Raw genomic sequence first — 24,076 nt, 5'->3', positions numbered from 1 at the left:
CCTATCCACGAGTTCAGCGAGTTGTGAGACCTGTACCCCCTCACCCGGGTCGCATCTTGCGATGCGATCCGACCTCTCCCCGCAAGCGGGGGCGAGGTATCAGCCTCGCGGCCGGTCGACGATGTCCATGTGGATGCCGCCGCAGCCGGCGCAGCGCAGGGTCCAGTATTCGGCGGCGCGGCCGGGGATGACACGCAGCAGTTCGAGCCTGGCGGTGCAGTCCGGGCAGCTGGTGCGCACTTGCGCGGGCCACACCGGATCGGGTTCGCATTGCGGAACGACGGCGACCATGGCGCTGCCGTTCACGACAAGGCTTCGGCTGACGGCACTATCGTGGCAAATCGCTGCGGGAACCGGTCGATGAGCCGCCTCGCGTCCGCGATCGCCGCATCCGGATCTGACCACGCAAAGCCGATGTCGAGCGTCGGAAACGACATGCCATCGATGACGACCGGCCTTTGATCGACCCGTTGAATCCTGGCGTGCCATTGCCCCTTCCCCACCTCGAATGACTTGATTTCACAATCGCCGTAAATCATCCGCCGTCCTCTGACGTCCTTGTCAATCGAAGCACGGGCGCGCGGTGCCGAGTGTGAAGGAGATCACAAACCGGCTGGTTTATTTGTGCGGGGCAGCGCCGGAACCGGCGCGTCGACGCTGGGCCGGTATGGGGATGGGATCAGCCGGCGCTGCGCGCGCCCTTGCGTGCGGCGGCGGGCTCGGCCGCGGCGCGGATGATCCAGCGGCGGAACGCGGCGAAGTCGCGCTGCTCGGCATGGAAGCCGCGATAGACCAGATACCAGCGCATCCCCTTCGGCACGCTGAGCGCGAACGGCGCCACCAGCCGGCCGGCGGCGAGGTCGTCGTCGATATAGGGCCGGATCCCCATCGCGATGCCGAGCCCGTCGCTAGCTGCCTGCAGTGCCTGGCCGTAGAACTGGAACTCGGGCCCGCGCGCGGTCAGCCGCGGCACGCCGGCCGCCTTCAGCCAGGACGGCCAGTCGTCGGGCGAATGCGCCACCCGGATCAGGCTCGGCCCCTTGAGGTCGGCGGGGCGTTTCAGCGTGTTGGCGAGCCGCGCCGTGCACACCGGCATGAGGTCGGCGGCGAACAGCGGCTCGGCGACGAGGCCCGGCCATTCGCCGTCGCCGAGCTTGATGCCGCAGCTCCAGTCGTCGCCGAACGGCACCGCGATGCCGCCGGTGGTGATCCGCACCTCGATGTCGGGCTCGGCTTTGCGGAATTCGGCGAGGTGCGGGATCATCCATTTCATCGCGAAGGTTGGGCCGACGCCGACGGTCAAGACGCGCGTGCTGGCGGCGGTGACCTGCGCGGTGAGGCTCGCCAGCGCGTCGAAGATCGGCGTCAGCCCGCTCTGATAGGCGCGGCCCGCCGCGGTGGTGACCAGCCGGTTGGCCTTGCGCTCGAACAGCGCGACGCCGAGCCGCTCTTCCAACAGATGCACCATCCGGCTGATCGCGGCGGCCGAGACGTTGAGCTCATGGCCCGCGGCTGCAAAGCTGCCGGTCCGCGCCGCGGCCTCGAATGCCTTGATGCCGTTGAGAAAGAGCAGCCGCCGCAATTTGTCACCCTCAGGAAAGCTGATGCAAGGGCAAGATATCTCAGTTTGCGGGAATACGCCAAGCGGAGCAGAAGAGTGGGCATTCGTTTAGTTGCCGAGTCTGCGCAGTTTCTTCGCCTCTCCCCGCCTGCGGGGAGAGGCCGGATCGCATCGCAGATGCGATCCGGGTGAGGGGGAGCGCCCACGAACCGGTTCTCACCGACCTCGCGGAGAACCCCCCTCATCCCGACCTTCTCCCCGCGCGCGGGGAGAAGGGGAAGATATCCGTGCTCGGGTCCTGCAGTTCGACTCGCACAGAAGAGATTTCAAATGTCGCCATTACTCATCGCAGCGCTCGGGGCCTTGATGGTCGCCACCGCATTCCTGTCGGGGCTGTTCGGCATGGCCGGCGGGCTGATCCTGATCGGCGTGCTGCTGGCGATCCTGCCGCTGCCGTCGGCGATGGTGCTGCATGCGATCACCCAGATGGCCTCCAACGGCTGGCGCGCTCTGCTGTGGCGGAAGCATATCCGCTGGCGGCCGGCCGCGGTCTACATGATCGGCTGCGCGATCGCGCTCGGCCTGTGGTCGATCACCCGCTACGTGCCCGACAAGCCGGTGGCGCTGCTGCTGCTCGGCGTCACGCCGTTCATGGCGCGGCTGATGCCAGCCAGCATCAAGCCGAATCCGGACAGTGTTTGGCAGGGCGCGTTCTACGGCTCGGTCTGCATGGGGCTGATGCTGATGACCGGCGTCTCCGGACCGCTGATGGACACCTTCTTCCTCGGCGGCAATTACGACCGTCGCGAAACCGTGGCGACCAAGGCGACCTGCCAGGTCGCGAGCCACTTTACCAAGCTGATCTACTTTGGCGGCATCATCGATCAGGCCGCCTCGCTCGATCCGGTGCTGGCGGCGGTTGCAGTCGCGGCCTCGATGCTCGGCACCTCGCTGGCGCGGCGCATCCTGGAAGCGATGAGCGACCAGCAGTTCCGCACCTGGGCCAACCGCCTGATCACGACGGTGGCGAGCTATTATCTGCTGTACGGCAGCTGGCTGATGTTCGCGGGTGACACTGCGGTCGCGAAGTGAGCTTTGGAATGCGCAACGGCAGGAGGACAGGATGGCGGAGACCCCTGATGCCCTGGTGCTCGATCTCGTCGAATGGGTCGCGCGCGAGCCGCGGCCCTATGCCGAGGTGATCGAGGTCTGGCGCACCTCATGCCCGCGGCTGACGATCTGGGAAGACGCCGTCGACCGCGGCTATGTCGCGCGCCGGCCCTCGGTGGAGGGCATGCGGGTGACCGTGACGGAAAGCGGCGAGACGTTTCTGCGCGCGCACGGGCGGATGCATTGAGGCGCGTCAGCGTCCCGGCGCGGCGAGCCGCGGCTTGATGATCTCGACCATGCGGTCGGCCGAGGTGCCAGGCGGGAAGAAGCCGAGATAGCTGCCGTCGCGGTCCATCAAATAGATGTAGGCGGTGTGGTCGACGGTGTAGTCGGCATCCTGCAGCGGCACTTTGGCATAGTAGACCTTGTAGGCATCGGCCACCCTGCGGATCGCGTCACTGCTGCCGGTGAGGCCGATCAGGCGCGGGTGGAACAGCGGGACATAGTCGGCGAGATGGCTCGCGGTGTCGCGCTCGGGATCGACGGTGATGAAGATCGGTTGTACCTGATCGGCGTCGCGGCCGAGTCTGTCGAGCGCAAGGCCGATCGCCTGCAGGTCGGTCGGGCAGACGTCGGGGCAAGTGGTGAAGCCGAAATAGACCAGCATCAGCCGGCCGCGGAAATCGCGGTCGCTGCGTTCATGGCCAGCCTGATCGGTGAGCGTGAACGGGCCGCCGACCGGCTCCCTGTTCCACATCAATATGTCCATGATCTCGGCCGCCGAGCGCGCCGGTGCGTCGCCGGCGGCGGCCGCCGCCAGCGTCAGCCACAGGCCGACGCTAAGGCATGCGATGGCGCGCAAGATTACATGCGCGATCATATGCCGAAGGAGAGGCGGCTGCCGGTGGTGGTGACCAGCACCTTGTCGCCGAGCTGCGCGCTCGCCTCCTGCACGAAGTTGAGCCCGGAGCAGTGCATGGGCACCACGACATCGGGATCGAGCTTCTTGATCTCGGCGACCACCTCGGTGAGGTAATCCTTCGGCGCCGGGCCGAGATGGAAGCCGCCGACGATGGCGTGCACCTTCTGGATCCCGGAGACCTCCTGCGCCTGCTTCACCGAGTTGACGATGCCGACATGGCCGCAGGAGGAGATCACGACGAGGCCCATGTCCCTCACGTTGAAGCAGGTGGCGTGCTCATGGATGTGCTCGTCGGGCACGATCTTGCCGTCCAGCTCGGCGGGCAGATAGTGGCTGGTGTTGCAGCCGAGCCCATCCTTGATGCCGAACTCGACCCAGGTCTGCGGCAGAATCCGCTCGATGCTGCGGCGGGTGATCTTGCCGGTGGTGAAGGCGTGGCCGGCGATCACGGTCGGGGTTTCGCACAGCACCGTGGTGACGCGCTGCGCGGCGAGCTGGCGGCGGTCGAGCGTGCCGAAATCGGCGAACTGGCCTTTGGTCGGCGTCGCGCTGACGCGGTGGCAGAAATTGTCCTCGCCGCCGGCATAGAGTTTTAGGTCGGCCGGCAGCTTGTCGCGGAATTTGTCGAGGAGGCCGTTGAGGCCGCCGAAATGATCGTAATGCCCGTGGCTCACGATCAGCGCATCCAGCTTCGTTGGATCGACGCCGATCAGCGCCATGTTGTTGAGCAGCACCTCGGGCGTGTAGCCGTAGTCCAGCATCAGCGTGCGCTGGGCGCCCTTGGCCTCCGACTCCAGCCACAGCGACAGGCCCCATTCATTGTGCAGCGACTTCTGGTAGTCGGCGCTGCGCGGCGGCGGCGCGATCGTGACGCCAGCCGCCTGCTTCGGCTTGAAGAACTGATCGAAGCTGGAATCGACCAGCACACGGATCGAGAGCTTGTCGACGCTCGGCACCTCGATCGGCGCCGCGCTTGCGATCTCGACACAGCAAAATGCGCCGGCTGCCGCGGCGCCGGCGAGCGCCGCCGAACCCTTGAGAAAATCACGCCGTGCCAAATCGCGCGTCATTGCAAATCTCCCCTGCTTGAAAATTATTCGGTGTTAGCTGCCGGAGCCTAGGAGCAATCCGGGCGCGGCTCAATCGCGCGCCTGCGCGAAGCGCACATCACATTCGCGCGCGGTGCAATGCACGCGGCATTGACTTGGCCGCGGGGGTGCGGCCAAATCCATGCATCCGCATCTTTCTCCCATGCTGTCAGATATGTCTCTCAGGAAACGCAGGATCGCCGCCATGATCGATCTCTATTACTGGTCCACGCCGAACGGTCACAAGATCACGATGTTCCTCGAAGAGACCGCCCTGGAGTACAGGATTTTCCCGGTGAACATCGGCAAGGGCGATCAGTTCAAGCCGGAGTTTTTGCAGGTCGCGCCGAACAACCGCATCCCCGCGATCCTGGATCACGCGCCGAAGGGCGGCGGCAAGCCGGTCTCGATTTTCGAATCCGGCGCGATCCTGCTCTATCTCGCCGAGAAGACCGGCAAATTCCTGCCGAGCGATCTGCACGGCCGCTATGACGCGATCCAGTGGACGTTCTGGCAGATGGGCGGGCTCGGCCCGATGGCCGGCCAGAACCATCACTTCCGCAACTACGCGGTCGAAAAGCTGCCTTACGCGATCGACCGCTATGTCAACGAGACCAACCGGCTCTATGGCGTGCTCAACAAGCGCCTCGCCGATCGCGAATTCATCGCCGGCGATTATTCGATCGCGGACATGGCGAGCTATCCCTGGGTGGTGCCGTACAAGAACCAGGGCCAAGACATCGAGGATTTTCCGCACCTGAAGCGCTGGCTGGAGACCATCGGCAAGCGCCCCGCGACCGAGCGCGCCTATGCCAAGGCGAAGGAGGTCAACCCGAATTTCGGCCAGCCCGCGATCCGCACCGAGGAGGAGCGCAAGCTCTTGTTCGGACAGACCGCGGCCGTGGTGCGGTAGGTCAGGTCTCTCTCCACGTCATTGCGAGCGAAGCGAAGCAATCCATATCGCGGCATAACGGATGGATGGATTGCTTCGCTTACATTCCTCGCAATGACGGCGGTGGAATGAGCGTGCTCATTCCCCAACATACGTCGCGTCGCGCCGCTCCTTCCACGCCGCCATCCCCTCGGCGAGATCGCGGCTTCCCACTAGTGCGGCGAATTGTTCGCTCTCGACCAATAAGCCCTCTCCAATCGGCATGTTCAGCCCGCGCGTCACCGCGGTGATGACGCCGGCGACCGAACCAGGTGAATGCCTGACGATGCACCCCGCGAGCTCGCGCGCGGCCGGCAGCAACTGCTCGTGCGACACCACCTTGTTGACCAGCCCGATCTCGCGCGCGTGCGCCGGCGTGAACGGGTCGCCGGTCAGCAGCAATTCCAGGCCGCGCTTGCGGCCGGCCAGCCGCGGCAGCCGCTGGGTGCCGCCGAAGGTCGGCGGCATGCCGAGCTTGATCTCAGGCTTGGCAAACAGCGCGCGCTCGCTGGCGATCGCGAGATGCACGGCCTCGGTGATCTCGCAGCCGCCGCCATAGGCCAGCCCGTTGACCGCCGCGACGACCGGCTTCTTGAACGCCTCGAGCCGCGCGGTCATCGCCTGGCCGCGGCGGACGAAGTCGCGCACGGCGATCGCGGGCCCCTGCCGCACGCTTTGCGAAAATTCGTGGATGTCGGCGCCGGCCGAGAAGGCGCGCTCGCCGGCGCCGGTCAGGATCACGGCGCGGATATCCGCGTCACCCTCGATGCGGTCGAGCGCCGCCATCAACTGGTCGATCAGCTCAAAGCTCAGCGCATTCAGCCGCTCCGGGCGGTTCAGCGTGATCAGGGCGATCCCGTCGCCGATCTCGATCAGGATGGGTGCGGTCATGATGGTCTCCGGCATTTGCGTCAGTGTGTCCAAGCGAATGTAGGGGCGGCTGCGATTTGTGTATATTCACTGGTCGGTATACATACGCGCCATGCCAAGAGCTTCCGAACCGACCCGCGAGCGCATCATCCAGGCGGCGAGCGCGCTGTTCTACAATGAAGGCATCCGCCGCGTCAGCGTCGACGAGGTGGCCGCCAAGGCCGGCCTCACCAAGCGCACGCTGTATTATCACTTCCGCAGCAAGGACGATCTCGTCGCCGCCTATCTCGCCGCGCGCGACCAGCCCAATCTGGCGCTGTTCCGAAAGTGGTTTGCCGAGGCCGACGGCGGCCTGCCGGCGAAGGTCGAGGCGATCTTCCGCAATCTGGCGCGTTCGGCGCGGCATCCGAAGTGGAAGGGCTGCGGCTTCCTGCGCACCTCGGCTGAGCTTGCCAACATGCCCGGCCATCCCGCGATCAGGATCGGCGCCGCGCACAAGAAGAAGTTCGAGGACTGGCTGCGCGCGACCTTCGCGGCGGAAGGCATTGCCGATCCGCTCAAGCTGGCGCGGCAGATCCTGCTGCTGCTCGACGGCTCGTTCGCCGTCGTGCTGCTGCATCGCGACGCCAGCTATATGGAGACGGCGGGCGAAGCGGCGCGCGCGTTGATCGAGACGGCGCTCGCCGGCCGCCGCGGCCGGCAGCGTCCACCGCGCGATTGACAGCGGCGCGGCGCGTTTAGCGGCCGAGCGCGCCGCGCTCGCGCAGCAGGGCCAGCACCGCGTGGAGGTCCGGCAGCACGGCGGCGCATTTGCCGCGGGTTTCATTGGTCGGCGGCGCCATGTCGGGCACCATCAGCGTGATGGCGCCGGCGGCATGAGCGGCGGCGACGCCGTGGTTGGAATCTTCCACCGCGACGCAGGCCTGCGGCATCACGCCGAGGCGTGCGGCGGCTTTCAGATAGAGCTCGGGGTCCGGCTTGCCATGCGTGACGTCGTCGAGCGTCAATAAGGTGTCGAAGCGCTCGCGGATGCCGGCGATGGCAAGATGGCGCTCGGTCGTGCGGCGGGATGACGAGGTCACGATCGCGATCGGGCAAGCGGCGGCGGCAAGACCGTCGAGCAATTCGATCGCACCACGCTTCAGCGGCAGGGCGGCGTCGAACATCCGGTCGCGGTGAACGATGAAGGCGCGGTTGACCTCGGCGAGCGGAAACGCCGCGCCGTAGCGATCGAGCAGCATGGCTTCGCAGACCGGACCGGGCAGGCCGACCATGGAATGACACAGCGCCGCGACGTCATCGGTATAGCCGCACCCGTTCAGCGCCGCGACCAGGCTGTCGAAATAGACTTTTTCGGTGTCGAGCAGCGTGCCGTCCATGTCGAGCAGGACGGCGTCGACGTGCCAGCGGTCGTTCACCTCGCGCTCACCATGGCCGGTTGGTCCGCCAATTTCCGCAGGCATGACGGGCACAGGCAGTCGCCGCCATCGGTCGGCAACGGCAGACGAAAGCGCTCGTCGGAACACCAGCACGGCCCACCGAGCGTGCAGGAGAATTCGCTGCCGCACTTGGTGCAGGCGAGGCGTCGGGGCGCAGTGTTTTGGTTTTGATCTGTCATGGCTGGATGCGAATTCTTACCGCGATTTAATCGCGGAATTAATCTCGGGTTCATCGCGAACCGCGCTATGATGCCGCGCAGCACGTATACAAGGGGCGTGCCGTCAAGGGAACTCCCGAGGACACTAACATGGCTCGCGATTCGCAAGCAGCGCTGGTTGCCCTCAATCGCTTTGGCTTCGGCGCCCGCGGCGGCGCATCCGGTGATTTCATCAACGCGGCCTCCGATCCGCGCGGCTTTGTCATCGCCGACCTGGCGCGCCCGAACGGCGCGCTGCTCGAAATGCCCGGCCTGCTCTCGACGGCGGAGCTCGGCAAGCAGGTGTTCGACTATCAGTTCGAGGTGCAGCAGGCGCGCAATGCGGCGAAGGCCGCGCAGTCCGCCGCCAGCGAGAGCGCGCCGCAGGGCGCTGATGCCAAGCAGCAGCAGCGGCGCAATCTGTCGCTCTCGTCAGCCGCCAAGGAGATCGCCGGCAAGGATCCGGCGATGCAGGCGCCCGGCCAGATGGCCGATACCGCCAATGCCGGCGCGATGCAGCCGTCGGCCAATCCAGCCAAGCCGCCGGCCGAGCCGCCCAACATCATCCAGAAGACGTTTCGCACCGAAGCACTGGCGCGGCTGCAGCGCGGCGTGGTCGCCGATTGCGGCTTTGCCGAGCGGCTGGTGGTGTTCTGGTCGAACCACTTCTGCATCTCGGCCAACAAGGGCGCGCTGGCGCGGATGTGGGCGGGCTCGTTCGAACGCGAGGCGATCCGCCCGCATGTGCTCGGCCGCTTCGCCGACATGCTGAAAGCGGTCGAGCAGCATCCCGCGATGCTGTTCTTTCTCGACAATCAGCAATCGCTCGGCCCCGACTCGCGCGCCGGCATCAACCGCAAGCGCGGCCTCAACGAGAACCTCGCCCGCGAGATCATGGAGCTGCATACGCTCGGCGTCGGCGGCGGCTACACCCAGGATGACGTCACGGCGCTGGCGCGGGTCATCACGGGGTGGACCTTTGCCGGTCGCCAGGGTCAGCTCGGCGCGCCCGGCAGCTTTGTGTTTAATGCCAATGCGCACCAGCCCGGCCCGCAACAGGTGCTCGGCAAGACCTATGCGCAGAACGGCGTCGCGCAGGGCGAGGCGGTGCTCGCTGACATCGCGCGGCATCCCTCGACCGCAAAATTCATCGCGACCAAATTCGCCCGCCATTTCGTCGCCGACGATCCGCCGCCGGCCTTGGTGGCGAAGCTGCAGGATGTCTTCACCCGAACCGACGGCGACCTCAAGGCGCTGGCCACCGCGCTGGTGCAGTCCAACGAAGCCTGGCAGACGCCGCTGACGAAGATGCGCTCGCCGTATGAGTTCCTGATCGCGTCCGGCCGGTTGTTGGCGCGCAATCCGGAGGATCCGGGACGCTATCTCAACGGCCTCAATCTGCTCGGCCAGCCGCTGTGGACGCCGGCCGGGCCGAACGGTTTTCCGGACAGCAACGCTGCGTGGGCGGCGCCCGAGGGCATCAAGCTCCGGCTCGATATCGCAGCCCAGCTCGGCGCGCAGCTCGCCGACCGGTTCGATCCGCGCGAGCTGCTCGAACTGGTCGCCGCCGACGCCGCCTCGGCCGAGACGCGGCGCACGGTCGAGCGCGCGGAATCGCGGCCGCAGGCGCTGGCGTTGCTGTTGATGTCGCCGGAATTCCAGAGGAGGTGACGATGGAGTGCTCCGAGAGCGCGATGATGCAGGCGACCTCGCGGCGCGCGTTGCTGCTCGGCGGCGCGTCGTTCGCGGCGTGGGCGTATTTGCCGAAATTCGCGCGCGCGGCGGACGGCCGCGATCCGCGCTTTGTCGTGATGATTTTGCGCGGCGCGCTCGATGGGCTTGCCACCGTGGCGCCGCTCGGCGATCCCGATTATGCCGGGCTGCACGGCGCAATCGCGCTGAGGGGCGACGGTCCGAATGCCGCCGTGATGCTCGATGCGTTCTTCGGCCTGCATCCGGCGATGCCGGAATTCGCGCGGATGTACCGCGCCAAGCAGGCCGCGGTGGTGCATGCGGTCGCGACCTCCTATCGCGACCGCTCGCATTTCGACGGCCAGGACGTGCTGGAGAGCGGTTTTCCGGGGCCCGGCCGCGTGCAGTCCGGTTGGCTCAACCGCGCGCTGGAGGCGCTGCCGAAAGGCGAGCGGGTGACGAGCGCCCTTGCGGTCGGTCCGACCACGCCGCTGGTGCTGCGCGGCACAGCTCCGACCGTCGGCTGGGCGCCGACCGCGCTGCCGCAGGCCGCCGACGACACCGCGATGCGGCTGCTCGAGCTCTATCAGCACCGCGATTCCATGCTGGCGAGCGCGCTGACCCAGGGCTTGCAGCTCGAGAAGCAGGCGCAGGGCGACGACATGAAGCCGAAGCCCGGTGGCGGCGGCGCCGCGGCGATGCGGCTGGTGGCGCGCGGCGCGGCAAAGCTGATGGCGGCGGATGACGGCCCGCGGATCGGCGCGCTTGCCTTCGACGGCTGGGACACCCATGCCAATGAGGGCGGGCCGGTCGGCCGCCTCGCTCAGCTGCTCGGCGGGCTCGACGCCGCGCTGGCCGAATTCCAGAACGGGCTCGGCGCGCGCTGGCGCGACACCGTGATCGTGGCTGCCACCGAGTTCGGCCGCACCGCGCGCATCAACGGCACCGAAGGCACCGACCACGGCACCGGCACCATCGCGCTGCTCGCCGGCGGCGCGGTGGGCGGCGGCAGGATGATCACCGACTGGCCGGGCCTCAAACCCGCCAACCTCTACCAGGCCCGCGACCTCGCCCCGACCACCGACCTGCGCGCGGTGATCAAGGGGGTGCTGCACGACCAGTTCGGCATCGCCGAGCGCGTGCTGGCGGAAGCGGTATTCCCCGACAGCGTCCCGGTGAAGCCGATGAAGGGGCTGGTGGTGTAGCCTCTCCTCGCCCTTCTGTGGATAGAGCCCCTCACCCCGACCCTCTCCCCGTGAAGGACGGGGAGAGGGAGCGAGAGAGCTTCGTTTGCGGCGAATGCAGGAGTTGCTTTTCTAACCTCTCCCCGCCCTTTGCGGGGAGAGGTCGGATCGCATCGAAGATGCGATCCGGGTGAGGGGCATGGCAATGCGGGGCCGCAAGCAAGCGCCTATCCGACTCGCGAGAGGACTGCGCGTTAATCAAACCGACGCGGAGACCGCGCTGTGGAATCGCATTCGCAATCGCCAGATCGATGGCCACAAGTTCGCGCGGCAAATCCCGATCGGACGCTACATCTGCGATTTCGTCTGCCGTGAGAAGAAGCTTGTGATTGAGGTCGACGGTGGGCAGCACGCCGAGTCGGTCTCTGATGAGATCCGTGATCGGTATCTAGTTGGCGAGGGATATCGGGTGCTGCGCTTCTGGAACAACGATGTGCTCGGCAACATCGAAGGCGTCTTACTCACAATTCAGTCTGAACTCGCCGGATAGAGCCCCTCACCCCAACCCTCTCCCCGTGAAGGACGGGGAGAGGGAGCGAGAGAGCCGGGCCTACCCCTTCGTGATCCGATCGATCTCCGCCATCTCCTCCGCGCTCAGCTTCCAGCTGATCGCTTTCACGTTCTGCTCGACTTGCTCGACGCGCGTCGCTCCCGCGATCACGCTGGAAACTTGCGGGCGGGCGGCGAGCCAGGAGAAGGCGAGCTCGAGCATGGTGTGGCCGCGCGCTTTCGCGAACGCCTGCAGCTTCTCGACGATGTCTTCGTTGCGCGGGGTGACGTAGCGGTCCTTCAGGGCGGGAGCCTTGGCAAAGCGCGTGTCGGCGGGCGCGGCGGCGCCGCGCTGGTACTTTCCGGTCAGAAGACCGCTGGCGAGCGGGAAGAACGGCAGCAGGCCGAGATTGTACTCCTGTGCCGCCGGCAGCAGGTCCTTCTCGATGTCGCGCACCAAGAGGCTGTATTCATCCTGGCAGGAGACGAAGCGGCTGACGTTCATCTGCCGCGCGACGTACTCCGCCTCGGCGATGCGCCAAGCCGGGAAGTTGGAATTGCCGATGTAGCGCACCTTGCCCTGGCGGACGAGGTCGTCCAGCGCGCGCAGTGTCTCGTCGATCGGGGTCAGCGGATCGTAATCGTGCTGCTGGTAGAGATCGATGTAGTCGGTCTTCAGCCGCGTCAGGCTGGCTTCCACCGCCTGCATGATGTAGCGGCGCGAGGCGCCCTGTTTGGTGCCGTCGGCGGCCATCGGCTTGGCGTATTTGGTGGCGAGCACGATGTCCTTGCGGCGGTCGCCGAGCACGGTTCCAAGCACGGTTTCCGAGCCGCCCATGCCGGCATAGATGTCGGCGGTGTCGAACAGGGTGATGCCGAGGTCGATCGCCTTGTGGATCACCTTGCGCGAGGTTTCCAGATCGGTGCGCTGGCCGAAATTGTTGCAGCCGATGCCGACGGCCGACACGCGCAGGCCGGAACCGCCGAGGTTACGAATTTCCATGAGATAATCCTGTGGGATAGGCGAGGGATGCGGCGCATTGTGAGGCGCGCACCAAGGCGCGGCAAGGTGCCGCCCTACCGTCGCTGATGCATGGCACTGTCGCAAAAAGGCGATGTCACGAAGAATGCAATGCCGCAAAAAAAGCGGTCCCGGTCAGACGCGGCGACTGACGGGGACCGCTCGGGGCGCGAGATCCGAGACGGGGGGCCTGATCTTACGCGAGGCGAAGCCTAGCCGTGGTTTGTAACGCCCCGGTGACATCTGCGCGCAATCCACAGGTGACAAACGCGCTCAGAAAACCTTGCGATAGATGACGAAGCCCGGCTTCTCCGCGATCTTGTCATAGAGCTGCATCGCAGTGTGATTGGTCTCGTGGGTCTGCCAGTAGACCCGTGACAGTCCCGCCAGCTTGGCCTGGGTGTAGACGCCCTCGATCAACGCGCGGCCGACGCCCTTGCCGCGCGCGGCCTCGCTGGTGAAGACGTCCTGCAGATAGCAGTTCGACGCGATCGAGATGGTCGAGCGGTGAAACAGATAGTGCGTCAGCCCGAGCAGCGTGCCGCCGCGATCGGCGACCAGCGCGTGCATCGGCTCATAGGCGTCGAAGAAGCGCGCCCACGTCGTCGCGGTGATCTCGGGCGCCAGCGCCGTCGGTCCCGACCGTCCGTAGAATGCGTTGTAGCCTTCCCACAACGGAAGCCACTGAGCGTAGTCGTCGCGGGTGACGAAGCGGATGGTGACGTCGTCGGACATGAGCGTTCCTCGCGTTGAGCGATGCACGCATCGCTTCAACGCGTTGTATCGTCGCGCTGGTGCGGGATCAATTGCGTGAGCCGCGCCTCACTCGGCAGCGCGCAGCAGCCGCGCCGGATGGCGCTCGCCGCCGCCGCGCTGGGCGCGATATTCGTCGGCCTTCGCGGGATCGTCGGTGTGCCGTACCAGGTCGGTCACCGGCGTGTAGCTCAGCATGCGGCCGCCGTCGGGCAGCGCGGTGCAGGAAAAGCGCAGCACCTGGCCGTCGGCCAGATTGAGGTTGATCGGCGTGGAATCGCCGGCGCGCATCATCGCGATGCGCTCGGCGATGAATGCGCTCAGTTCCTCTTCCGGCAGTTCGTACGCGCCGGTGTCGCGGCCGTGATACATCAGCGCGATGAACGGCGGCTTGCTGTCGGCCTGCGCGTCGGACAGTGCGAAAGTATCGCGGAAGGCGCGGTTGATGAATTCGGCGCGGGTGTCGGCGTCGAGCAGCACGATGCCGATGTCGACCTGGTCGAGCGCGGCCGCGAGCCGCGCCGCGGTGGCGTGATGCTCCTGGTCGGCGGCGAACGCATCGATCCATTTCTGCCGCAGCAGACCGGTGATCAGCGCGGTGCCGGCGGCGGTCGCCGCCAGCATCAGCATCCGCGCGATGTCGGAGGCGTCGTAGCCGGGCATTGCGCGATGGCCGAGGAAGAACAGCGCCGAGGAGGCCACCGCGATGATTGCACAGACCAGCCCCGAGGTGATGCCGCTGACGGAGCTCGCCAGCGCGACGATGCAGACGAACAGCGGCGCGGGGTTGGGCACGGCGACGATGAAGCGGTCGATCACGAACGCGGCGACCGCGACGACCGCCGTCAAGGCCGGACCAGAAATTGCGCGCCAGTCGAACCGCATGCTCGCTCTCGTTGCTCGTCGAACAGACAATAAGGCCGCAGTTTGACGACAGGTCTGCAACGCCACCGGCATTTCCGGATCAAGCGTTAAGTCGCGCTTGCGCCGTTCGAGCCAGCTTTCGCTGCTTTCAATTCAAATGCTATGCAGTCGCGGCACGGAACCGGGTTCCGTGCCCGCCGGTTACCGCATGCCCGCTTGCAAGAGGTCCTTCGATGTCCGCCATTTCGCCGTCGCTGCTGCCGATCCTGATGCTGTTCGCCTCGAACGTCTTCATGACCTTTGCCTGGTACGGCCATCTCAAGTTCAAGGATCATTCGCTCCCCATCGTCATTCTGGTGAGCTGGGGCATCGCCTTCTTCGAGTACTGGCTGGCGGTGCCGGCCAATCGCTGGGGCAGCGCGGTCTACAGCGCGGCGCAGCTCAAGACCATGCAGGAGGTGATCACGCTGGTCGTGTTCGCCGGCTTCTCGGTGCTGTATCTGAAGGAGCCGTTGGGCTGGAATCACGCGCTTGGCTTTGCCTTCATCGCCATGGGCGCGTTTCTGATCTTCCACAAATTGGGCTAGCGCTTCCTTGTATCAGCATGGTCTCCGCGCAAACGCTAAGCGTTTGTCGCGAGGGAAAACCGCTTCACGCTTTTCCGGATCATGCTCTATTTGGACGCAGGCGTCATGATGCGCATCCGCAGCGCGCGATCCTCGCCCTGCGTGCCGGTCACGATCAGCAGCGATGCGGCGAGCAGGATCGCCACCGCCAGGGTCACGGTCACAAGTCCGACGGGTGTCTTCAACATCTCGGGCCGCGCTGTCTTGGTTGCGCCTTTCGCGCGTTAAGGTGCCAACGGGGAATGCCTGATTACGCCGGGACCGGCGTCGCCATGGTGATGTTGCTCGACAGCAGCGTCAGCGTGACGACGAGGCACAGCGCCAGCGCGCCGATCGCAAGCGATGCGGCGATCGCGCTGGTCAGCCGGGAAGACGCCACTGGGGCAGGGCGGCCCTGGAAGCCTGCCGTGCCGGACCACCGTGTCATGGTCGAAATCCTTGGCCAGAATCTCTGGCCTGAATCCTTCGCGTCGCGGGCGAATCACCCGGGACATCCGCGGGAATTTGCCGGCGGTCGCCGGCAACATTGCGGCAGCCGCCATCCCGGAAAGCGGCGGAAATGCGGCGGGATACGGCAATAAGCGCGGTTTTGCCCGCTATTCGGGCGGTTTTCCCGCTATCCCCGCTATCAGACGCCGGCGGCGAGGCGGGGCGGGGGCTCGGTCTCGGTGCCGCCCTGCCAGTCCATGGTGATGAAGCCGGGGGTCTGCTCGACCCGCTTCAGCCAGGCGCGGACCGATGGAAACGGCGCCAGGTCGAAGTCGCAGCGGTCGGCGACGTGGGTGTAGCCGTAGAGCGCGATGTCGGCGATGGTGAACTGCTCGGCGGCGAAGTAGGCGTGGTCCTTGAGGTGGTTCTCCATCACCTGCAGCGCCGCATAGCCGCGCTCCATCCAGTCTTCCAGCGCATGCGTCTGCAGGTCGCGCCCGCCCTTGACCAGCGACAGCCAGAAATAGGCGGCGCCGATGTTCGGCTCCAGCGCGTGCTGCTCGAAGAACATCCATTGCAGCGCCTCGGCGCGCTCGATCCGCGACTCCGGCGCCAAGGGCGTGCCGATCGCGACGTACCAGAGGATGGCGTTGGACTCGGCGAGATGACGGCCGTCGACCTCGAGCAGCGGCACTTGGCCGCTCGGATTCTTGGCCAGGAATTCCGGGGTCCGGCTCTCGCCGCGCAGAATGTCGATCTCGACCGCCTCGTACGGCGTGTTCAGCACCGCGAGCGCCAGCCGGACCTTGTAGCTGTTGCCGGAGCGCTGCATCGAATAGAGCTTGTACATTGCGTCGGGGTTCACTCGATCGGGAAGACGGTACGCTTGAAAACTGCGCGGCCTGTCACACCGCAACGCCGCTAAACAATGATGCCGATGCGCGTGCCTCGCAAGCCCCGCACCATGGAAAAAGTCGAAACGTCTACCGCACTGCACACGCGCAGAACGATTCCATCAACACGGCCGAACAACTCGGATCACGCTTGCGCGACGCTCTGCATGGTGCCGGTCGATGCAGGCAGTGGACGTGTTGCGATTTACAAATCTTAACGCGGCACGGCGGTCGGCGCCGGTTACGGGCGACAGGCTGTCGACACTGTCCGGCGGGTGTCGCGCGACAGATTGTCCTCGGAGCAATTCGTGCTCGCGTGCGCCGCCGGAGGCCTTGCAGGCCAGGCTCTGGGGCCGCGGCCGGCCTTGCCGGATATGATCGATTCGGACCCGGAACTTGCGGAATATTGCGCGCTTGTCCGCACGCGCGCGAAAGTTTTCGCGCGCAGCCGCCAAGCTTCTTGCGGCGCAGCGGCGACAGGCCTAGGGTGCTGCGATCCCATTCAAATCAAGTCGTGGCCAAGGGCTCACGACGTTTGCCAGGAGATGATTATGGCCTTCCTGTCCGCTGCGCTCGACCGTGTGAAGCCGTCCGCGACGATCGCGGTCACGGACAAAGCACGCGCGCTGAAAGCCGCGGGCCGCAACGTCATCGGCCTCGGCGCCGGCGAACCTGACTTCGACACGCCCGCCAACATCAAGCTGGCGGCGATCCGCGCCATCGAGGCCGGCAAGACCAAGTACACCGATGTCGGCGGCATTCCGGAATTGAAGGAAGCCATCATCGCCAAGTTTCAGCGCGAGAACGGCCTCTCCTACAAGCCGAACCAGATCATCGTCGGCACCGGCGGCAAGCAGGTGCTCTACAACGCGCTGATGGCGACCATCAACCCGGGCGACGAGGTGATCATCCCGGCGCCGTACTGGGTCAGCTATCCCGAGATGGTGGCGCTGGCCGGCGGCGAGTCCGTGCCGGTGGTATGCTCGGCCTCGACCGGCTTCAAGCTGCGCCCCGAGGATCTCGAGAAGGCGATCACGCCGAAGACCAAGTGGGTGATCCTGTGCTCGCCGTCGAACCCGACCGGCTCGGCCTACACCAGGAGCGAGCTGAAGGCGCTCACCGACGTTCTGGTCAAGCATCCGCACGTCTGGGTGATGACCGACGACATGTACGAGCACCTAGTCTACGACGACTTCGTGTTCACCACCGCGGCGCAGGTCGAGCCGAGCCTGTACGAGCGCACGCTGACCGTGAACGGCGTGTCGAAGGCCTACTGCATGACCGGCTGGCGCATCGGCTACGCCGGCGGTCCGGCACAGCTGATCAAGGCGATGGCCACGATCCAGTCGCAGTCGACCTCGAACCCGTCGTCGATCGCGCAGTGGGCGTCGGTCGAGGCGCTCAACGGTCCGCAGGACTTCATCGCCGCCAACAACAAGGTGTTCAAGGAGCGCCGCGACCTCGTGGTGTCGATGCTCAATCAGGCTGCTGGCATCGAGTGCCCGCGGCCGGAAGGCGCGTTCTACGTTTATCCGTCCTGCGCCGGCACGATCGGCAAGACGGCGCCGACCGGCAAGCTGATCGACAACGACGAGGCCTTCGTCACCGAGCTGCTCGAGAGCGAAGGCGTCGCCGTGGTGCAGGGTTCGGCGTTCGGACTTGGACCGGCGTTCCGCATCTCCTACGCCACCAAGACCTCGGATCTCGAGGACGCCTGCAAGCGCATCCAGCGCTTCTGCGGCAATCTGCGCTAAGCAGTTTGGATCGACAGAACGTTCCCGCATCCGCGTGCGGGAACGTTTCTGTTTGTGTCGCTAGATTGCGCGCGCCGGTATAATCGGCGTGTCAAATCACGCCTGCTCACATCTGCGTTTCTGCGCGCGGGCATCGATGTCACACGCCGGAAGTTTTTAGGGCGTCTTTGCGAACTGCCTTGTTTTGGACACGACGCTTGCCTTGTGTCCGCGCGCAATTCAGTTCACCTGCGGAGACAGACCCAATGCGACTTTCGACACTCACCCTCGCCACGCTCGCGCTGCTGGCACCGATCGCCACCGCCAACGCGATGCCGGAGCAGGTTCAGGCCGGCGTCCTGCAATGCCAGGGCGGCGAGAATGTCGGCTTCGTCGTCGGCTCGGTCACCCAGCTGCAGTGCGTGTTCCAGAGCGGCGGCCGCCGCCCCGAGCCGTATCTTGCGACCGTGAAGCGGATCGGCGTCGACCTCGGCGTCACCGCGACGACGCAGCTCGCCTGGGCGGTGAGCGCGCCGACCACGCAGGTGCCGCGCGGTGCGCTCGCCGGCAGCTACGGCGGCGTCGGCGTCAACGCATCGGTCGGCCTCGGCGCCGGTGGCAACTTCCTGTTCGGCGGCCCGAACAATTCCTACGCGCTGCAGCCGATCAGCGTGCAGGGCCAGACCGGCCTCAACGTTGCGGCCGGCATCGCCGGGATCGACCTCGAGCCGGTCCGCGTCGGCGGTCCGCGTCGGCATCATCATCACCGCCGGCACCACCGCCACCATTAAGCCGATCAAGTCATCGTCAAAGAGGCCCGCGCAAGCGGGCCTCTTTTTTTGCCGATCGATCGCCGCGTGCAGCCGCGGCGCGTATAGCAACGCCGCCACATCCGCCGACAATCCGAACTCGAAGGTCTCGCCTTCTGGCCGGCTGTGCGATGATGTGGCATAGCAGGCGCGGGTGCCGCAGCCACGGCATTCATCTGCTCCCTGTTCGCGTCACGCCCTTCAGCCGGAGATTCCCGACATGCGTCGCTTCATCCTTCTCGCCGGTGCCGCCATTGCCACGCTGGCCGCTGCAGTCAGCGGCGCCAACGCCCAGCAGCCGTTGCCGCGCGTGCAGGTCGGCGTCTTGGAATGCCGCGGCGGCGCGAGCATCGGCTTCATCGTCGGCTCGGTGACCAATCTCGGTTGCGTGCTGCGGGCCGACGGCCTGCCCGAGGACCGCTACATCGCCACCATCCGCAAGGTCGGCATCGATCTCGGCATCACCCAGGAATCGGCGCTGGCTTGGGGCGTCTACGCACCGGTGTCGCGGCTCGGGCCGGGCGCGCTGTCCGGCAATTATGCCGGCGCGCAGGGCAGCGCGACGCTCGGCGTCGGCGTCGGCGGCAACGTGCTGGTCGGCGGCTCCGACAACACCATCGCTTTGCAACCTTTGAGCGTGCAGGGCCAGGTCGGCGTCAACATCGCGGCGGGGCTCGAGAGCCTCGAACTGCGCCCGGGCCGCTAACACACCCTTCGCGTGCACTGTTCCGCGCCGGCGACCGCTCTCCGCAAAGCACGGGGAGAGGCAGAGGCGCGCGGCCATGCCGCCGCACCGCAGCGACGTTTTCCCGCTTGCCAAACGCCCGACGCAGGCAGAGCATGAACGGTCGCCGACCCAATCATGGGCCGAGCTCCAACACGAGGAGGCGGCAATGGGACAAGACGTCAGAAGTCCCCGAGGTCCACGGTGCATCGCACTGGTGGGCCCTTTCCAAAGCGGTAAAACCACACTTCTGGAAGCGATCCTGGCGCGTACGGGCGCCATCAAGACAGCCGGCAGCGTTGATGCCGGAACCTGCGTCGGCGATGCCAGCCCCGAGGCGCGCCTGCACAAGATGGGCGTCGGGCTGACCGCCGCCACCACCAGCTTCATGGGGGACAGCTACACCTTTATCGATTGCCCCGGCTCGGTCGAATTCGCGCACGATATGCGTGCCGCGTTGCCGGCGGTCGACGCCGCGGTCGTGGTCTGCGAGGCCGATGAAAAGAAGCTGCCGCAGCTGCAAATCATCCTGCGCGAGCTCGAGGAGCTCGGCATTCCCCGTTTCCTGTTCCTGAACAAGATCGATCGCGCCAACAAGCGCATCCGCGAGACGCTTGCGACGCTGCAGCCGGCCTCGCGTGTGCCGCTGGTGCTGCGCCAGATTCCGGTCTGGAACGGCGATCTGATCGAAGGCTTTGTCGATCTCGCGCTGGAGCGCGCCTTCGTCTATCGCGAGCACAAGCCGTCGGAGGTCGTCGAGCTCGAAGGCGGCAATCTCGATCGCGAGAAGGAAGCGCGCTTCTCGATGCTGGAGAAGCTCGCCGATCACGACGATGCGCTGATGGAGCAGCTTCTAGAGGATATCCAGCCGCCGCGCGACGCCGTGTTCGACGATCTCGCCCGCGAATTGCGCGAGGGCCTGATCTGTCCGGTGCTGCTCGGCTCGGCCATCCGCGAGAACGGCGTGTTGCGGCTGATGAAGGCGCTGCGCCACGAGGCGCCCGGCGTCGCCGAGACCGCCAAGCGGCTTGGCGTCAAGGACAGTAAGGACGCGCTGGCCTATGTGTTCAAGACCGTCCACCTACAGCACGGCGGCAAGCTGTCGCTGGCCCGCGTGCTCGCCGGCCGGCTTGACGACGGCGCGACGCTGCAATCGTCGTCCGGCGAGAGCGGGCGCGTCTCCGGCGTGCTCGCGGTGTCGGGTACGCATGACAGCAAGCGCCCGTCGGCGGAAGCCGGCGACGCCGTCGCGCTCGGCAAGCTCGACGCGATCAAGACCGGCGACACGGTCTCGAGCGGCAAGACCGCGCCGGCCTCGCTGGTCAGCGTCGTGCCGGCCGCACCGGTGCTATCGATCTCGATCGCGGCGACCGACCGCAAGGACGACGTCAAGCTCGGTCAGGCCTTGCTGCGGCTCAACGAGGAGGATCCCTCGCTGACCATGATCCAGAACCCGCGCACCCACGACACCGTGCTGTGGGGACAGGGCGAGATGCATCTGCGCGTCGCGCAGGAGCGGCTGAAGGACCGGTTTGGCGTTAGCGTCAAATCGCATCCGCCGGCGATCGGCTATCAGGAGACCATCCGCAAGCCGATCACGCAGCGCGGCCGGCACAAGAAACAGTCCGGCGGCCACGGCCAGTTCGGCGACGTCGTGCTCGACATCAAGCCGAAGCCGCGCGGCTCGGGGTTTGAATTCCACGAGAAGGTGGTCGGCGGCGCGGTGCCGCGCAACTATATCGGCGCGGTGGAAGAGGGCGTCGTCGACGCGCTGGCGCGTGGGCCGCTCGGCTTCCCGGTGATCGACGTCGACGTGACGCTGACCGACGGCTCATATCACAGCGTGGATTCCTCCGATCTGGCATTCCGGACCGCGGCGCGGATCGGGGTCAGCGAAGGGCTGCCGCAATGCCAGCCGGTGCTGCTGGAGCCGATCCATCTGGTCGAGATCGTCTGCCCGACCGATGCGACCGCCAAGATCAACGCGATCCTGTCGGCGCGCCGCGGCCAGATCCTCGGCTTCGACACCCGCGAGGGCTGGAGCGGCTGGGACTGCGTGCGCGCCACGATGCCGGAAGCCGAGATCGGCGACCTGATCGTGGAGCTGCGCTCGGCCACCGCCGGCGCCGGCAGCTTCACCCGCCAGTTCGACCGCATGGCCGAAGTCACCGGCCGCGCCGCCGACCAGATCATCGCTGCCCACCGCGACGCGGCGTGAGTTAGCCACTGTCATTCCGGGGCGGTCCGCCAGGACCGAACCCGGAATCTCGAGATTCTCGGTGCGCAATTGCGCACCTGAGGGTTCGATGCCTACGCATCGCCCCGGAATGACGGTGCGTTTGTGGTCCGCTCCCTTTCCAAGCCAATTGCTTTCATGAACACTGCTGGCTTCACGCGCAGTGGTCTCGGACATCATGCTTGAATCCCGCCGCAACCTGGCGCTGGCCTGTGCGTTGAGCGCGCTTGCGGGCTATATCGACAGCATCGGCTATCTGCATCTCGGCGGGCTGTTCGTGTCCTTTATGAGCGGCAACTCGACGCGGCTTGGCGTGACGCTCGCCGAGGGGCATTGGGAGCACGCGGCCGAGGCGTTCGCCCTGATCGCGCTGTTCGTTGCCGGCGCTGCGGCCGGCAGCCTGATCGTGCTCAGCCGCATCGCATACCGCCAGCCGCTGATGCTGCTTGCCGAGGCGCTTCTGCTCTCGGGGGCGGCCGCGGCCTATACCTACAACCTGCCGGCGACCGCGATCGCCGCGATCGTGCTGGCGATGGGGCTCGAGAACGCCGTGTTCCAGATCGAAGGCGGCGGCGGGCTCGGCCTGACCTATGTCACGGGGGCGCTGGTCAAGGTCGGCCAGCTGATCGCCGCCGCGCTGACCGGCGGCGCGCCCTGGGCCTGGCTGCCGAACCTGCTGCTGTGGGCGGCGCTGGTGATCGGCGCGGTGGCCGGCGCAGCCGCCTATCGCTGGATCAACCTCGCGGCGGTCTGGTTTGCCGCCGGCGTGGCATTCGCGCTGAGTGCGCTGGTTGCCGCAACCGTAAAGTGGACGGATTGACAGCGGCGGCGCCATGCCCGATGTCACGGTCATGACATCGTCCGCAAAAACCCGTGCCGCGTGCCTGATCGGCTGGCCGGCGGCGCATTCGCGCTCGCCGCTGATCCATCATTACTGGCTGCGCACGCTTGGCATCGAGGGCGGCTATGTGATCGAGGCGGTGCCGCCGGACGATTTCAAGGATTTCATCTTCCGCCTGTCGCTGCGCGGCTTCGTCGGCGCCAACGTCACCCTTCCGCACAAGGAGCACGCGCTGGCGCTGTCGACGCCGGACGAGCGCGCCCGCGCCGTCGGCGCCGCCAACACGCTGTGGTTCGCCGACGGCGAGCTGCGTTCGACCAACACCGATGTCGAAGGCTTCATCAACAATCTCGACGCCTGTGCGCCTGGCTGGGACAAGACTGGCGACGCGCTGGTGTTGGGGGCCGGCGGCGCGGCACGCGCGGTGGTGTTCGGGCTGATCGAGCGCGGCATTGCGCGCGTGCATCTGGTCAATCGCACGATCGACCGCGCCCGCGCGCTCGCCGATCAGTTCGGCCCGCGCGTGCACCCGGCGACATGGGATGCGGTGCCCGATCTGCTGCCACGCGCCGGCCTGCTGGTGAACACCACGTCGCTCGGCATGCACGGCCAGCCGGCGCTTGAGATCGATGTCGGCCGGTTGCCGCAGCACGCCGTGGTGACCGATCTCGTCTATGTGCCGCTGGTGACGCCGCTGCTGGCGGCGGCGCAGGCGCGCGGGCTGAAGACCGCGGACGGGCTCGGCATGCTGCTGCATCAGGCGGTGCGCGGCTTCGAACTGTGGTTCGGCCAGCGCCCGCAGGTCACATCAGAATTGCGTGCGATCGTCGAAGCCGATCTCACAAAGACTTGAGGCGCGGAATAGCCTCACCGGGCGGGGGTCATTGCTACATCACCCAGCATCCTCTCCTGGAGATCCGGTATGCCGTTCCGCCGTTCCACCTTTATACGTCCGGTCATTGCGCTTGCGATGGTGACGGGCTCCACATTCTACGCCATCGCACAGCAGTCACCGACGCCGACGCGCGTTCGTGGAACCGTCGAGAGCGTCGACGGCGATACGCTCGCGGTCAAGTCGCGCAGCGGCGAGGACGTCAAGCTGCGCATGGCCAGCAATATGATGGTGCTCGGCCTGACCAAGATCCCGCTGTCCGGCATCAAGGTGGGTTCCTTCATCGGCACCACCACGGTGCCGGGACCCGACGGCGTGCCGAAGGCGGTCGAGGTGCATGTGTTCCCCGAGAACATGCGCGGCACCGGTGAGGGTTCCCGCGCATGGGATCTCAAGCCTAACAGCAGCATGACCAACGCCACGGTCGCGGATTCTGTCATCGGCAATGACGGTCACACGCTGCTGGTCAAATACAAGGGCGGCGAGAAGAAGGTCGAGGTGCCGCCGGACACGCCGGTCGTGACCTATGTTCCCGGTGACAAGTCGGAGCTCAAGGCCGGCGCCAAGGTGATCGCCTTCACGAAGCAGCTGCCGGACGGTTCGCTCGAGACCGACCGCGTCAGCGTCGGCCGCGACGGACTGACACCGCCGATGTGACGCGAAGGCGCGTCTCTTTTAACACGTCGTCCCGGTGAAAAGCCGGGACTACGAT

Annotated in this window: 28 protein-coding genes; 15 read left to right on the top strand and 13 right to left on the bottom strand. The window is 66.3% G+C overall.

The window, feature by feature from the left end; translation table 11 throughout:
• Nucleotides 1–99: 99 nt before the first annotated feature.
• The 3 genes from XH93_RS37560 to XH93_RS37550 form a co-directional block, all read right to left on the bottom strand.
• Nucleotides 100–306, bottom strand: coding sequence for a hypothetical protein (locus XH93_RS37560; protein ID WP_371814860.1), 207 nt, complete (start codon nt 304–306; stop codon nt 100–102).
• The gene (locus XH93_RS37555; RefSeq protein ID WP_139486500.1) at nt 303–539 is read right to left on the bottom strand and encodes a hypothetical protein; all 237 of its coding nucleotides are present in this window, start codon (nt 537–539) and stop codon (nt 303–305) included. The genes XH93_RS37560 and XH93_RS37555 overlap by 4 nt, the downstream gene beginning before the upstream one ends.
• A gap of 140 nt (nt 540–679) precedes the next feature.
• Nucleotides 680–1,582 (bottom strand): LysR substrate-binding domain-containing protein, encoded by a 903-nt coding sequence (locus XH93_RS37550; protein WP_139864812.1) that lies wholly within the window; start codon nt 1,580–1,582, stop codon nt 680–682.
• 309 nt (nt 1,583–1,891) lie between these two features.
• Between XH93_RS37550 and XH93_RS37545 the strand changes: the two genes are divergently transcribed.
• Both XH93_RS37545 and XH93_RS37540 read left to right on the top strand, forming a co-directional pair.
• Nucleotides 1,892–2,653: a sulfite exporter TauE/SafE family protein gene (locus XH93_RS37545; RefSeq protein WP_194471321.1), complete on the top strand. Its 762-nt coding sequence runs from the start codon at nt 1,892–1,894 to the stop codon at nt 2,651–2,653.
• A 31-nt stretch (nt 2,654–2,684) separates the two neighbouring features.
• Nucleotides 2,685–2,918, top strand: a complete 234-nt coding sequence (locus XH93_RS37540; protein ID WP_139486497.1) for a hypothetical protein — start codon at nt 2,685–2,687, stop codon at nt 2,916–2,918.
• 6 nt (nt 2,919–2,924) lie between these two features.
• Here XH93_RS37540 and XH93_RS37535 read toward each other — a convergent pair whose 3' ends face one another.
• Together XH93_RS37535 and XH93_RS37530 are read right to left on the bottom strand one after the other, a co-directional pair.
• Complete coding sequence (locus XH93_RS37535; protein ID WP_371815139.1) at nt 2,925–3,524, bottom strand: SCO family protein; 600 nt, start codon at nt 3,522–3,524, stop codon at nt 2,925–2,927.
• Nucleotides 3,525–3,547: 23 nt separating this feature from the next.
• On the bottom strand, nt 3,548–4,663 hold the full coding sequence (locus XH93_RS37530) for an MBL fold metallo-hydrolase (RefSeq protein ID WP_194471319.1): 1,116 nt from the start codon (nt 4,661–4,663) through the stop codon (nt 3,548–3,550).
• Nucleotides 4,664–4,886: 223 nt separating this feature from the next.
• Here XH93_RS37530 and XH93_RS37525 point away from each other — a divergent pair, with 223 nt between their 5' ends.
• Nucleotides 4,887–5,594 (top strand): glutathione binding-like protein, encoded by a 708-nt coding sequence (locus tag XH93_RS37525; protein WP_194471318.1) that lies wholly within the window; start codon nt 4,887–4,889, stop codon nt 5,592–5,594.
• Nucleotides 5,595–5,711: 117 nt separating this feature from the next.
• Here XH93_RS37525 and XH93_RS37520 read toward each other — a convergent pair whose 3' ends face one another.
• Nucleotides 5,712–6,503 (bottom strand): crotonase/enoyl-CoA hydratase family protein, encoded by a 792-nt coding sequence (locus XH93_RS37520; protein WP_194471317.1) that lies wholly within the window; start codon nt 6,501–6,503, stop codon nt 5,712–5,714.
• A gap of 91 nt (nt 6,504–6,594) precedes the next feature.
• Here XH93_RS37520 and XH93_RS37515 point away from each other — a divergent pair, with 91 nt between their 5' ends.
• Nucleotides 6,595–7,203, top strand: coding sequence for a TetR/AcrR family transcriptional regulator (locus XH93_RS37515; RefSeq protein WP_139486492.1), 609 nt, complete (start codon nt 6,595–6,597; stop codon nt 7,201–7,203).
• A gap of 16 nt (nt 7,204–7,219) precedes the next feature.
• On the opposite strand, the gene XH93_RS37510 is transcribed toward XH93_RS37515, so the two are convergent.
• Nucleotides 7,220–7,945, bottom strand: a complete 726-nt coding sequence (locus XH93_RS37510; protein ID WP_246799422.1) for an HAD family phosphatase — start codon at nt 7,943–7,945, stop codon at nt 7,220–7,222.
• Between the two features lie 284 nt (nt 7,946–8,229).
• Here XH93_RS37510 and XH93_RS37505 point away from each other — a divergent pair, with 284 nt between their 5' ends.
• From XH93_RS37505 to XH93_RS37495, 3 genes are all read left to right on the top strand, one after another.
• A complete protein-coding gene (locus XH93_RS37505; protein ID WP_194471316.1) occupies nt 8,230–9,789 on the top strand; it encodes a DUF1800 family protein in 1,560 nt (519 codons plus the stop codon).
• A gap of 2 nt (nt 9,790–9,791) precedes the next feature.
• The gene (locus XH93_RS37500; RefSeq protein ID WP_194471315.1) at nt 9,792–11,015 is read left to right on the top strand and encodes a DUF1501 domain-containing protein; all 1,224 of its coding nucleotides are present in this window, start codon (nt 9,792–9,794) and stop codon (nt 11,013–11,015) included.
• Between the two features lie 178 nt (nt 11,016–11,193).
• Nucleotides 11,194–11,544 (top strand): endonuclease domain-containing protein, encoded by a 351-nt coding sequence (locus XH93_RS37495; protein ID WP_371814859.1) that lies wholly within the window; start codon nt 11,194–11,196, stop codon nt 11,542–11,544.
• 60 nt (nt 11,545–11,604) lie between these two features.
• Here XH93_RS37495 and XH93_RS37490 read toward each other — a convergent pair whose 3' ends face one another.
• The 3 genes from XH93_RS37490 to XH93_RS37480 form a co-directional block, all read right to left on the bottom strand.
• Nucleotides 11,605–12,546 (bottom strand): aldo/keto reductase, encoded by a 942-nt coding sequence (locus XH93_RS37490; RefSeq protein ID WP_194471314.1) that lies wholly within the window; start codon nt 12,544–12,546, stop codon nt 11,605–11,607.
• A 291-nt stretch (nt 12,547–12,837) separates the two neighbouring features.
• Nucleotides 12,838–13,299, bottom strand: coding sequence for a GNAT family N-acetyltransferase (locus tag XH93_RS37485; RefSeq protein WP_194471313.1), 462 nt, complete (start codon nt 13,297–13,299; stop codon nt 12,838–12,840).
• Between the two features lie 87 nt (nt 13,300–13,386).
• Complete coding sequence (locus XH93_RS37480) at nt 13,387–14,202, bottom strand: PAS-domain containing protein (RefSeq protein ID WP_194471312.1); 816 nt, start codon at nt 14,200–14,202, stop codon at nt 13,387–13,389.
• A 212-nt stretch (nt 14,203–14,414) separates the two neighbouring features.
• On the opposite strand from XH93_RS37480, the gene XH93_RS37475 reads away from it, so the two are divergent.
• On the top strand, nt 14,415–14,768 hold the full coding sequence (locus tag XH93_RS37475; protein ID WP_139486484.1) for a DMT family protein: 354 nt from the start codon (nt 14,415–14,417) through the stop codon (nt 14,766–14,768).
• Nucleotides 14,769–14,854: 86 nt separating this feature from the next.
• Here XH93_RS37475 and XH93_RS37470 read toward each other — a convergent pair whose 3' ends face one another.
• From XH93_RS37470 to XH93_RS37460, 3 genes are all read right to left on the bottom strand, one after another.
• Nucleotides 14,855–14,995, bottom strand: a complete 141-nt coding sequence (locus XH93_RS37470; protein WP_172628408.1) for a hypothetical protein — start codon at nt 14,993–14,995, stop codon at nt 14,855–14,857.
• 62 nt (nt 14,996–15,057) lie between these two features.
• Complete coding sequence (locus tag XH93_RS37465; protein ID WP_172628407.1) at nt 15,058–15,234, bottom strand: hypothetical protein; 177 nt, start codon at nt 15,232–15,234, stop codon at nt 15,058–15,060.
• Nucleotides 15,235–15,435: 201 nt separating this feature from the next.
• Nucleotides 15,436–16,086: a glutathione S-transferase family protein gene (locus XH93_RS37460; RefSeq protein ID WP_139486483.1), complete on the bottom strand. Its 651-nt coding sequence runs from the start codon at nt 16,084–16,086 to the stop codon at nt 15,436–15,438.
• Between the two features lie 594 nt (nt 16,087–16,680).
• Here XH93_RS37460 and XH93_RS37455 point away from each other — a divergent pair.
• From XH93_RS37455 to XH93_RS37425, 7 genes are all read left to right on the top strand, one after another.
• The gene (locus tag XH93_RS37455) at nt 16,681–17,883 is read left to right on the top strand and encodes a pyridoxal phosphate-dependent aminotransferase (RefSeq protein ID WP_194471311.1); all 1,203 of its coding nucleotides are present in this window, start codon (nt 16,681–16,683) and stop codon (nt 17,881–17,883) included.
• Nucleotides 17,884–18,128: 245 nt separating this feature from the next.
• A complete protein-coding gene (locus tag XH93_RS37450) occupies nt 18,129–18,653 on the top strand; it encodes a DUF992 domain-containing protein (protein WP_139864797.1) in 525 nt (174 codons plus the stop codon).
• A gap of 238 nt (nt 18,654–18,891) precedes the next feature.
• Nucleotides 18,892–19,377, top strand: a complete 486-nt coding sequence (locus tag XH93_RS37445; protein ID WP_139486480.1) for a DUF992 domain-containing protein — start codon at nt 18,892–18,894, stop codon at nt 19,375–19,377.
• Nucleotides 19,378–19,564: 187 nt separating this feature from the next.
• Nucleotides 19,565–21,613 (top strand): elongation factor G, encoded by a 2,049-nt coding sequence (locus XH93_RS37440; RefSeq protein ID WP_139864796.1) that lies wholly within the window; start codon nt 19,565–19,567, stop codon nt 21,611–21,613.
• 196 nt (nt 21,614–21,809) lie between these two features.
• Nucleotides 21,810–22,451, top strand: a complete 642-nt coding sequence (locus tag XH93_RS37435; protein ID WP_194471310.1) for a YoaK family protein — start codon at nt 21,810–21,812, stop codon at nt 22,449–22,451.
• A 31-nt stretch (nt 22,452–22,482) separates the two neighbouring features.
• On the top strand, nt 22,483–23,325 hold the full coding sequence (locus tag XH93_RS37430; RefSeq protein ID WP_246799420.1) for a shikimate dehydrogenase: 843 nt from the start codon (nt 22,483–22,485) through the stop codon (nt 23,323–23,325).
• Between the two features lie 69 nt (nt 23,326–23,394).
• On the top strand, nt 23,395–24,021 hold the full coding sequence (locus XH93_RS37425; RefSeq protein WP_194471308.1) for a hypothetical protein: 627 nt from the start codon (nt 23,395–23,397) through the stop codon (nt 24,019–24,021).
• The last annotated feature ends 55 nt before the right edge of the window (nt 24,022–24,076 follow it).

Source organism: Bradyrhizobium sp. CCBAU 51753 (assembly GCF_015291565.1).
Lineage (GTDB): Bacteria > Pseudomonadota > Alphaproteobacteria > Rhizobiales > Xanthobacteraceae > Bradyrhizobium > Bradyrhizobium ivorense.
The sequence above is the reverse complement of the archived record's forward strand: the minus strand, read 5'-3'. Positions and strand labels throughout refer to the sequence as shown.

Excerpts from the sequence above, each read along its gene's own strand:
- XH93_RS37555 (WP_139486500.1), bottom strand. The coding sequence starts at position 539 with ATGATTTACGGCGATTGTGAAATCAAGTCATTCGAGGTGGGGAAGGGG.
- XH93_RS37545 (WP_194471321.1), top strand. The coding sequence starts at position 1,892 with ATGTCGCCATTACTCATCGCAGCGCTCGGGGCCTTGATGGTCGCCACC.
- XH93_RS37540 (WP_139486497.1), top strand. The coding sequence starts at position 2,685 with ATGGCGGAGACCCCTGATGCCCTGGTGCTCGATCTCGTCGAATGGGTC.
- XH93_RS37530 (WP_194471319.1), bottom strand. The coding sequence starts at position 4,663 with ATGACGCGCGATTTGGCACGGCGTGATTTTCTCAAGGGTTCGGCGGCG.
- XH93_RS37525 (WP_194471318.1), top strand. The coding sequence starts at position 4,887 with ATGATCGATCTCTATTACTGGTCCACGCCGAACGGTCACAAGATCACG.
- XH93_RS37520 (WP_194471317.1), bottom strand. The coding sequence starts at position 6,503 with ATGACCGCACCCATCCTGATCGAGATCGGCGACGGGATCGCCCTGATC.
- XH93_RS37515 (WP_139486492.1), top strand. The coding sequence starts at position 6,595 with ATGCCAAGAGCTTCCGAACCGACCCGCGAGCGCATCATCCAGGCGGCG.
- XH93_RS37510 (WP_246799422.1), bottom strand. The coding sequence starts at position 7,945 with ATGCCTGCGGAAATTGGCGGACCAACCGGCCATGGTGAGCGCGAGGTG.
- XH93_RS37505 (WP_194471316.1), top strand. The coding sequence starts at position 8,230 with ATGGCTCGCGATTCGCAAGCAGCGCTGGTTGCCCTCAATCGCTTTGGC.
- XH93_RS37500 (WP_194471315.1), top strand. The coding sequence starts at position 9,792 with ATGGAGTGCTCCGAGAGCGCGATGATGCAGGCGACCTCGCGGCGCGCG.
- XH93_RS37495 (WP_371814859.1), top strand. The coding sequence starts at position 11,194 with ATGGCAATGCGGGGCCGCAAGCAAGCGCCTATCCGACTCGCGAGAGGA.
- XH93_RS37490 (WP_194471314.1), bottom strand. The coding sequence starts at position 12,546 with ATGGAAATTCGTAACCTCGGCGGTTCCGGCCTGCGCGTGTCGGCCGTC.
- XH93_RS37485 (WP_194471313.1), bottom strand. The coding sequence starts at position 13,299 with ATGTCCGACGACGTCACCATCCGCTTCGTCACCCGCGACGACTACGCT.
- XH93_RS37480 (WP_194471312.1), bottom strand. The coding sequence starts at position 14,202 with ATGCGGTTCGACTGGCGCGCAATTTCTGGTCCGGCCTTGACGGCGGTC.
- XH93_RS37475 (WP_139486484.1), top strand. The coding sequence starts at position 14,415 with ATGTCCGCCATTTCGCCGTCGCTGCTGCCGATCCTGATGCTGTTCGCC.
- XH93_RS37470 (WP_172628408.1), bottom strand. The coding sequence starts at position 14,995 with ATGTTGAAGACACCCGTCGGACTTGTGACCGTGACCCTGGCGGTGGCG.
- XH93_RS37465 (WP_172628407.1), bottom strand. The coding sequence starts at position 15,234 with ATGACACGGTGGTCCGGCACGGCAGGCTTCCAGGGCCGCCCTGCCCCA.
- XH93_RS37460 (WP_139486483.1), bottom strand. The coding sequence starts at position 16,086 with ATGTACAAGCTCTATTCGATGCAGCGCTCCGGCAACAGCTACAAGGTC.
- XH93_RS37455 (WP_194471311.1), top strand. The coding sequence starts at position 16,681 with ATGGCCTTCCTGTCCGCTGCGCTCGACCGTGTGAAGCCGTCCGCGACG.
- XH93_RS37450 (WP_139864797.1), top strand. The coding sequence starts at position 18,129 with ATGCGACTTTCGACACTCACCCTCGCCACGCTCGCGCTGCTGGCACCG.
- XH93_RS37445 (WP_139486480.1), top strand. The coding sequence starts at position 18,892 with ATGCGTCGCTTCATCCTTCTCGCCGGTGCCGCCATTGCCACGCTGGCC.
- XH93_RS37440 (WP_139864796.1), top strand. The coding sequence starts at position 19,565 with ATGGGACAAGACGTCAGAAGTCCCCGAGGTCCACGGTGCATCGCACTG.
- XH93_RS37435 (WP_194471310.1), top strand. The coding sequence starts at position 21,810 with ATGCTTGAATCCCGCCGCAACCTGGCGCTGGCCTGTGCGTTGAGCGCG.
- XH93_RS37430 (WP_246799420.1), top strand. The coding sequence starts at position 22,483 with ATGACATCGTCCGCAAAAACCCGTGCCGCGTGCCTGATCGGCTGGCCG.
- XH93_RS37425 (WP_194471308.1), top strand. The coding sequence starts at position 23,395 with ATGCCGTTCCGCCGTTCCACCTTTATACGTCCGGTCATTGCGCTTGCG.